Source organism: Mycobacterium sp. NGS27 (assembly GCF_059813005.1).
The window spans coordinates 183,784-192,891 of the sequence record NZ_JCALDT010000009.1 but is presented as its reverse complement, the minus strand read 5'-3'; the positions used below and the strand labels follow the sequence as shown (position 1 = coordinate 192,891).

General features: G+C 66.8%; 6 protein-coding genes. 1 reads left to right on the top strand and 5 read right to left on the bottom strand.

The annotated features are described in order from the left end of the window. From AC5Y30_RS22550 to fdxE, 3 genes are all read right to left on the bottom strand, one after another. Positions 1 to 976, bottom strand: a 976-nt coding sequence (locus AC5Y30_RS22550) for a PPE family protein (protein ID WP_499921120.1), incomplete at its 3' end; no start/stop codon positions are given. 66 nt (positions 977 to 1,042) lie between these two features. Beyond that, a complete protein-coding gene (locus AC5Y30_RS22545) occupies positions 1,043 to 1,219 on the bottom strand; it encodes a hypothetical protein (RefSeq protein WP_499921119.1) in 177 nt (58 codons plus the stop codon). A gap of 242 nt (positions 1,220 to 1,461) precedes the next feature. Next, positions 1,462 to 1,656: a ferredoxin FdxE gene (fdxE, locus tag AC5Y30_RS22540; RefSeq protein ID WP_499921117.1), complete on the bottom strand. Its 195-nt coding sequence runs from the start codon at positions 1,654 to 1,656 to the stop codon at positions 1,462 to 1,464. Positions 1,657 to 1,886: 230 nt separating this feature from the next. Here fdxE and AC5Y30_RS22535 point away from each other — a divergent pair, with 230 nt between their 5' ends. Further along, positions 1,887 to 3,050, top strand: a complete 1,164-nt coding sequence (locus tag AC5Y30_RS22535; protein ID WP_499921116.1) for a cytochrome P450 — start codon at positions 1,887 to 1,889, stop codon at positions 3,048 to 3,050. Between the two features lie 42 nt (positions 3,051 to 3,092). On the opposite strand, the gene eccCa is transcribed toward AC5Y30_RS22535, so the two are convergent. Together eccCa and eccB are read right to left on the bottom strand one after the other, a co-directional pair. Continuing rightward, positions 3,093 to 7,259: a type VII secretion protein EccCa gene (gene eccCa, locus AC5Y30_RS22530; RefSeq protein ID WP_499921115.1), complete on the bottom strand. Its 4,167-nt coding sequence runs from the start codon at positions 7,257 to 7,259 to the stop codon at positions 3,093 to 3,095. Further along, a complete protein-coding gene (eccB, locus tag AC5Y30_RS22525) occupies positions 7,256 to 8,773 on the bottom strand; it encodes a type VII secretion protein EccB (RefSeq protein WP_499921114.1) in 1,518 nt (505 codons plus the stop codon). Before eccB ends, eccCa begins: the two co-directional genes overlap by 4 nt. Positions 8,774 to 9,108: the final 335 nt, after the last annotated feature.

Genomic DNA, 9,108 nt, shown 5'->3' with positions numbered 1-9,108 from the left:
TGCCGACCCCGCCGCCGAGGTTGCCCAGACCCAAGCTGGCGAACTGCGGCGTCGGATACCAGGCACCGCTTGCACCGGCCGTGCTACCACCCGGACCGAAGGTCAACTGCTGGGCGATCGACGAACTGAACTGCGCCAGACCGTTCGAGAAGTAACCCAGACCCGTCATCCGTTTGAAGATCGTGTCGTAGAAGGTGGGGGTCAACCCTAGGTAGTTGTTGTCCGGCGTGGGCAGTCCGGACTGGAGGAAGTTCTGGATTGCGCTGGTAAGCGGATCCGATGCGTTCGCCGCTGCTGTGGGTGCCTGCACGGCTTGAGTTGTGCTGAGCGACAACCCTTGTGACGACGCCAATTGCGAGGTGGCGTTGGCTGTGGTCTGTGCGGTGTTGCCCGCCGGCTCGGCGGTGGCCTGCTCGACCGCGGCGGCCTGGTTGGCGAACGCTTCCGGGGTGCTGGTGTTGGGCGGCGTCGTCACCGGAGGCAGCACCGACGCGGTGGCCGACGATGCGGCGTAGCCGGTCATCGCGGCGGCGTCTTGTGCCCACATCTCCATGTACTGCGCCTCGGTGGCCGCGATCGCCGGGGTGTTCTGCCCAAAGAAGTTCGTCGCCACCAGCGTCGCCAGCAACACTCGATTGGCCGCGATCACCGGAGGCGGGACCGTCATCGCGAACGCCGCCTCGAATGCCGCCGCGGCGGCCCGCCCCTGCCCGGCCGTCTCCTCGGCCTGAGTGGCCATCGTGCTCAGCCAGCTCACGTAGGGAGTGATCGCCGAAACCATCGACATCGATGCCGGCCCCACCCATGGCCCGCTGGTGAGCTCGGTGACGACCGAGCCGTAGCTGCTGGCCGCGACACCCAATTCCGCAGCAATCTCATCCCAGGCGGCGGACGCGGCCATCATTGGCCCCGACCCCGGGCCCGCGTACATGCGACCGGAATTGATTTCGGGCGGTAACGCCGCGAAGTCAAACACCGTGTCCTCCTCAGTCGGCCGGAAACGCGATCTCGGCTGTCACACAGGTATCAGTGGTGGCTGTGGTCACGGCTCTGTCGACGACGCCACCGGTTGGCTGCCGCGCCCACGGGAGTCCACCAGCGGAGCCTCTTCGCCCCGCAACCCCACCAGCCGGGCCGGCGGGCGCATGTCGACCAGTTGGCTGTGTCCGTAAAGGCGTTCTGCCACCGCGCTTTTCGGATGTCTGGTCGGAAACGACATGCACTCCCTGCCCCGGCTAATCTCCCGCTATCAGCAACCGAGCGACAGCTCTCGTAGTGCCCGAACTGCCGCCCGGCACTGAGATTAGTTCGTTAGGGGGCAAACACCGACACCCCGAAGCCACCTGTTGATCAATGGCCAGCCACTGTTCATTCCCGGTCGGCGGGAGTTCATGAAGGGCAACGAAATGTTCACTAACCGTTTGCTTTCCGCAAGCGGCACTAGTGCCGCCCGGGACGCCGTCAGTCCTCTTCGAGCACCAGCGCCATTTCGGGACACGACGCGACCCCGTCGCGGGTGGCTTGCTCGTCCTCGGGCCGGACCTCATGCTCCTCGAGGATCGAATAGCCCGACTCGTCAATGGGAAAAAGGTCTGGGTCGACGGCGTAGCACTGCGCGTGGCCCGCACACTTCGACTGGTCCAGACGAACCCTCACGAGGCTTCCTCCCTAGGCGGCCCGGCCAGGCCGTAGACGGCTTCACGGTTCGGTAGCCAGGTTAGTCGGTCGGTAAAGTGTCCAGAATGCTCGCGAACCGCTCACCGGCACCGGGAGCCCGGGATTAGCGCGGGCGCAGGGAGCGTGTTTCGTTGCCGCGCATGCAATATTGATGCACCGCCCACTGTTGGTATCGACGACGTGCGACAGACAACCGGAGACCGAAACGCATGAGCGATGGCCAGCAAGGCTCGTTCTACCTACCCCGGCTCGATTTCGCGACGCTACCGATGACCGCCGACCGGGGTCTCGGGTGGAAGACGCTGCGCGATGCCGGGCCGGTGGTGTTCATGAACGGCCACTACTACATAACCCGGCGCGAAGATGTGCTGGCCGCACTTCGCAACACCAAGGTTTTCTCATCGACGGTGCTGCAGCCCCCCGGCCACCCACTCCCCGTGCTGCCATTGGCTTTTGATCCACCGCAACACACCCGCTACCGCCAACTCCTGCAGCCGTACTTCAGCCCGCACGCGCTGAGCAAGTCCCGTCCGGTGCTGGTGCGCCACGCCAGTGACATGATCGCGGCGCTGGCCGGCCGCGGCGGGTGTGAAGTGATGGCGGACTTCGCCCACCTCTACCCGTTCCAGGTGTTCCTGGACCTCTACGGTCTGCCACTGGAAGATCGTGACCGCCTCATCGATTGGAAAGACGCGGTCGTCAGCGACAAACCGTTCATCACCCGGACCGACATCGAGAAGTCCGAGCAACTGCTGGCGTACCTGGCCGATGCCATCGCCCAGCGCCGGCAGAACCCGGGGTCGGACATGCTGTCGCAAGTCATGACCGGCAAGGGCGACTTCACCGACCTCGAACTGCTGGGCATGAGTCACCTGCTCATCCTGGCGGGCCTGGACACGGTGACCGCGGCCATCGGATTCTCGTTGTACGAATTGGCGCGCCGACCGCGGCTGCGCAAGGAGCTGCGCGACAACCCGAAGCAGATCAGGGTTTTCATCGAGGAGATCGTCCGGCTCGAACCGTCGGCGCCGGTGGCGCCGCGGATAACCACCGACTTCGTCGAGGTCGGCGGCATGACGCTGCCGCCGGGCACCTCGGTGCGGCTGTGCATGGCCGCGGTCAACCGTGACGACAGCGACCCAATGTCCACCAACGAACTCAACATGGACGGAAAGGTCCACCGGCACTGGGGGTTTGGCGGTGGGCCACACCGCTGCCTGGGTTCCCATCTGGCCCGCATCGAGCTGACGGTAGTCGTCGCGGAATGGCTGACCCAGATCCCGGATTTCGAGCTGCCGGACGACTACTCCCCCGTGATCAAATACCCGTCAAAGAGTTTCGCGCTCAAGGAATTGCCGCTGCGCTGGAGCTGAACCTCGGTCCCACCCGGTCGGCCCAACGCAGCGGCTCCAGCCCTACTTGCGCAGTTCGGTCGCCGCGACCTGAACGAACACGCCGGTGTCCTCTGCCATCAGCAGGCCGCGGCCTCGAGGCAGCGGACCGCCCTTCATCTTGCCGCGGATGAATCCCTCGTCGGGGTCGGCGTCCATCACCAGCAGTGGTGCGTTCGCCTGCGCCAGCGCCCGCAACATCGGGTCGCTGCCGGCCGAAGACCAGCCACCGAACGTGCGCGTGACGATCACGTGCAGGCCGACGTCGGCGGCCCGGGTCACCCAGGGCGCGGCCTTGTGCAGCGGCGAGTCGAAACCGGCCGGCAGCTGCTGGATGTCGTCGACGATCAAGAAGATCTCCGGCCCGCTCCACCAGTTCCGCGCCAACAACTCCTCGGCGGACAGCCCCGGCGGCGGCTCGCGGCCGGCCAGGACGGCGGCCAGTTCGCCCATCATCGCCTGCACGCCATCGAGGTTGTAGGCGAACTTCTCCACGTAGTCGGAGCCAAGCGTGGTCAGCAGCTGACGACGCGGGTCCACCAGCCACACCTGGGCCGAAGGCTGCCCAGCCGGCGGCGTCGGTGCGCTGGTGGCCCCGGGCGCGTACAGTCGCCCGATCTCGGACATGATCGTGGCCAGTGTTGTAGTCCGCCCACATTCGCGACGTCCGGTCACCATCAGATGCGCGTTCTCGGCGAAGTTGAGGTAGACGGGTGACAAGTCCAATTCCGAGATGGCCCAAGCGATTCCGCCCGCGCCGACGCCCTGGCGGGTGTCCTGCGCGGCGAGCTCGCGAAGCTGTTCCACCCCGAACCTCGCCGGCAGCCGGCGCACCGGTGGAGCATGGCCGCTCGTGATCCGGCTGACGGCTTCCGCGACGCTGTCGGATTCGAACCGGTTGTCAGGCGTGGCGGCCAGCGCGGGACGCGCCACGAGGGTGTGCAGACCGGATTGCGGATCGGCGTCGAGGCGGACATAGTTGACCGCGACCATGCCGCGCCCCGGCTTGACCGGAACGTCCTTGGCGAACCGGGACCGCACCAGCTTGGCGTCTTCCACGGCGGCCAGCCGCAACTCGACCCGGGAGCCGAAACCGCTGCGCACCGGTGGCCGCAGCTCCGACTCGCGATCGGCGGTGACCACCACGTGCACCCCGAACGAGGGGCCCTGGTTGATGATCACGTTCACCTGCTCGATCAGCACCTCGTTTTCCTCGGCCAGCGCCCGGTAGTTGTCGACCACCAGGTAGACATCGCCGAACCCGTCGTTGGGCACCGGACCCGGCTCGTTGCCGAATTTGCGCCGGCGGAACACCTCCATCGAGGCGATCCCGTACTCGAGGAAGCTGCGCTTGCGCTCCCGCACCAGGGCCAGCAGCTCGGCCACCGTGCGGCGGACGCCGTAGGGGTCGGTCGGACCGGCCACCTCACCGACGTGGGGCAGGTGGGCGACCGTGGTCAGCGCGGTGCTGCTGTAGGCCAGGCAGTAGAACTGGATCTGCTCGGGAGTGTGGGTCAGCGCCGCCGAACAGATCAGCGTCTGCAGCGCGGTGGTCTTGCCGGAACCGCCGGCACCCAGAATCAGCACGTTGGCACCGGGCCCCGAGGTGTCGACCGTCCACGGCGGCTGGTCGTGCTTGAAGGGACGGTCGATGATGCCGATCGGGAAGACGAGGTCTAGGGCGGTGCCGTAGTCCTGCTGCCAGGGGCGCCCGAGGAACCGGTTCACCAGTTCGTCGATGGCGACGGGCTGGCTCAGCGGCGGCTGCCACAGCCGGTACGGCTCGAAGTCGATCTTGCGCAGCTGGTCGATGATGATCGTACCGACCTTGGGTGTGCGGATCCCTTCGGAGTCGTCGTCCTCGGCCGCCTCGATCGGCAGCGCGTCGCCGTCGGCGGGGATCGCCGGGGCGGCGACGTCCGGCCCCCCGACGCTGACTTCCAGCGGGGTGAACGAGTTGGTGAACAGTTGCGGACGGATGTAGTCGATGCTGTGCACCAGCGCGGGCGCTTCCTCCCCGTCGTCGGTGAGGCCGCGCGGAAAGTAGTCGCGCCAGAGGAATTCGGCCTGGAACCGGGTGATGTCTTCCAGGCTGCGGCGGAAGTAGCCCAGACCGGCCTGGGCGGGCAGGTTGACCGCGTTCGGCACGCCCGCCGCCTGCGCCGCACCGGCGGTGCGCGCCTTCAGCACCAACCGGTAACCCATGTTCTCCATGAGCTTTTCGGCGCGGCTTTCGATGGTCTGCGACGCCATCATCAGGTGGATCCAGTAGGCGCGGCCCTGACGGCCGATCGAGTCGAGGACGTCGACGGCCGTCGGCATGATGCGGAACCACTCGTAGAACTCGTCGATGACGACCACCAGCATCGGCAGCGGCGCCATGTCCTGGCCACGCGCCCGCATCCGGCTGCGCACCGAGTTGTATTCCTTGGCGTCGTCGACACCGGCGCTGTCGCAGATCGCCTTACGGCGGGCGATCTCACCCCACAGCGCGTCCAGGAAGCGCTCCATCAACGCCTGGTCTTCTTCCAGGTCGGTGATGATCCGGGACACGTGCGGCACCCCGGCGAACGGCTTGACGGCCGACCCACCCTTGAGGTCGGCCAGCACGAACTGCAGCTCTTCGGGCGGGTGGCTGAGCATCAGCGATTCGATCACCGTCCGCACCAGGGTCGATTTACCCGAACCCGTCGTACCGGACATGACGCCGTGCGGACCGTCACCGCCTTCGTCCAGCGACTTCATGTCCAAGAACAGCAGCTCGCCGTTGTCGGAGCGAACACCGAACGGCGCCCGCAACCGCGACCTGCCCATCGAGTCGTTGCGGCTACCCCACAGCGCCTCGAAGTCGATGCGGCCCGGGTCGTCAATTCCGTAGTAGGCCATGATGTCTCGGGCGCCGATGTGCGCCACGCGCTGGCCGATCTCCTCGTACGCCTCGGCGAGCCGCCAGCGCGCCAGCTTCTGCGAGAACTCCTCGGCCTCGACGATGCTGATGTGGTCGGTGAGGGCGAAGAACCACGGCTTCTCGTCGATGACCATCCAGGTGTCGCGATCGCGGGGCAGCGCCTCGATCACACCCTTGTTGTCGAACCGCAGCGTCCGCTCCGGGACGGCGGTCCACATCGCCGAACCGGTGAGGTCGAAGAACGTCACGCCGTCGACGCCTTCGCCGCTGATCACGTACTCCCATTGCGGGTCAACGACATCGGCGATGATCACGGTGTGCGGCGTCGGGGTCTGAGCCGACGAACTGGCGTGCCGGGGCGTGAAAGAGCCACGGCCGGCGAACAATTCGGCCTGCTCGGCGGCGAACTCGCGCACCGAGCTGTAGACCATCCGCGCGTTGCCCGCGGCGTCCTGGCGGCGGGGGTCCCCGAAGTGCGGCAGCCACTTCACCCAGTCCCACTCGTCCAGGTTCGAACTCACCACGATCATGCGCATGTGGTCGGGCCCGTGCGAGAACGCCAGCTGGCAGATGATCGCCCGCATCAGCCCCGCCGCCTGCTCGCGATCTCCGTCCAGCGAGTACCAGGGCTCGACCAGCACCGAGATCATCTTCGGCAGGTTGTACACGACGCTCTGATAACGACCGAACTCTTGGAGCGCCTTACCGGTCACCGGCTCGAGCTCGATGTCGGTCGGCATGTTCTGGGGCTCGCCCCAGGTCACCTCGGGACGCGTCATACCGACGCCGACGCGGACCACGCCGAAGTTCAAGTCTTTGCCGTCGGGCTTGCGTTCCCACATCCGCGACGATCCGACCGCGGCGGCCAGCGTGGTGGGAGCCGGGTGAAACCACCGGTAGTTCGCGTCCATGCTGTCGGCCGACTCGTGGGCGGTCTCCCGCAGCATGTCCAGCATCAGCATGAACTGGGCGCGCATCGAGTCCAGCTTGGGCCGGCTCATCTGCTGCTGGCCGCCGAACCGGCCGCCGAACATCATCATCGCGACGCCACCGATCATGAAGATCGGGAAGATCGAGCCGGCGCCGCCGAACACGTGCGAGCCGCTGGCGAAGGTCATGGCGACCATGCCGATCAGCAGGCCGACCACCACGACGCCGACCACGATCAGCCACCAGGGCTTGCCTTCGGGCGGCGGGATGCTCAGCGGCGTCGGAAGGACGATGTTCTCCGGCTTGATTACCGGGGGCTTCTCCGGCGTCGGCCGCGCAAATCCACGTTTCACTTCGGTACCGCCAACTCTCCTGGGGACATATCCATCGGTAGCGTGTCGTGGGCCACCAGCGCATCCGCTCGCGACAACGTCGGTCCTTGCGGGAGCAGCCGCAGCGCCACCCACGGCGCCAGGCCCGGCTTCGTCTTCAGGCCCAACGCTTCTCGCACCTCACGGGTGTCGTCGACCCCGAAGCGCGCACCCGCATCGGTGACCCACCACAGCGATTCGGTCGTCTTCGCGCCGGGGTCGTTTCCGGTGACGGCCACGAAGTTCGCGTAGTCGGGCCCGAAGAAGACCTGGTCCGCTTCGCGTCCGGTGGTGTCCGCCTTGACCAGCGACACCACCTTGTTGACGTCCTTGGACTCGACCGGAATGGTCGCGCCGGAGATGACCTGTACGCGGGCCCGGTTCTCACCGGAGGTCTTCTGCCACCACCAGCAGGTCGCCGGGTTCTCGCGGATGTCCATCACGTTCAGCGGTGCATCCGGGTAGGACGACAGGTCCAGCTTGTTGACCACCGGCATCTTCGCCAGCGCGGACGGTTCGACCGTCACCGGCTTGGTGTTGCCCGGTCCGGCGTTCTGCAGGATCTGGGCCACCAGCGGCGGCAGCGTCTGCACGCCGTCGGCCAACACCAATGAATACTGTTGCGGCCCACTGATTTGCGGGGTGACTATCACCGTCCCGATCGGGCCGGGCGCGTTCGGGAACGACGCCCCGGCGCCGGCATTCTGGATCTGCGGCACCGTCAGTTCCGGACCCACCGGCAAGGCGTCGTACAGGGCGCGGCTCATCGGCTTCGCCATGCTGACCTGTTCCGGGGTGAGCCCCAGCGGCAGCAGCACCGATCGGTTCGACCCGTCGATGCGTGACCGGCGCCCGTCGCGGATCACCCACGCGTCCCCGCCGTAGTTCAGCACCACCGCGTCCGACCCGGTGAGCACCCGCCGGTGGTTGCTCAGATCGGGATTGCCGTCGATCACCGTCACCGTCACACCCGACGGTGCGCCGGCGCCGGTCGAATTGGCCACGGTGTCGCAGACCAACCAGGAAGACGCGGTGGGGCTGGTCGGGTGGAAGCTCGACGGCGCGCCCGGAATGCCCACCATCGGACCGCGCGGGAGGGTGGCGATCTGGTTGGCCTTGACCAGGTGGGGGTTGTCGGGGCGCCCCGTGATGAGGCGGGCCGACGCCAAGTTCAGGGCCGGGTACAGCTTGTCACCGACGCGGACGTAGAGCGCGCCCGAGTCGCGGTCGGCGATGATCGGCGACTCGTTGATCTGGCCCGCCGGGCTGATGAAGGAGTAAAGCAGCGCGCCCAGGCAGATCACCAGGGCGGCCGAGATCGATGCCACGATGGCCAGGTTCTGCCGCCGGCCCGGCTCGACCTCCATGCGGACGCGCCACCGGGTCAGTGCCATCGCGGTCCGGCGCGCAAGGAACTGGTAGCCGGTCACCTGGGTCCGGGTCGACAGCCCGAGGCCGTACCCCGACCCGCGCTGCCCGCGACTCTCTTCCGCCACTTAATTCACCATCCGGTCTGCTGATGCGTCTGAATATTCGTCCCTGCTGAACTGATCCAGCGCGAATTACATGACAACGTTAAGGCACCTGCGCGGACCTCGCCACGCGGCGACAAAGCCGTTCACTTCTACATCTCTTCGTGCACCCGAATTTGGCCGCGCCCACCGCGCCCGGAGCCCAGCGAGGGTGGCCGCGCCAGACGGCACTGAGCTGGCAGTTTCTTTTCCCCCACGGATGAGCTCACGGCTCCTTGTCATCTCCTCGAAGCATCGTAGTGGCCGCGCGGCCTCTCGTCCTGTCGAGCGCAGAGCGCCGTTGCCCGCAGAAGACTTCG

Excerpts from the sequence above, each read along its gene's own strand:
- AC5Y30_RS22535 (WP_499921116.1), top strand. The coding sequence starts at position 1,887 with ATGAGCGATGGCCAGCAAGGCTCGTTCTACCTACCCCGGCTCGATTTC.
- AC5Y30_RS22545 (WP_499921119.1), bottom strand. The coding sequence starts at position 1,219 with ATGTCGTTTCCGACCAGACATCCGAAAAGCGCGGTGGCAGAACGCCTT.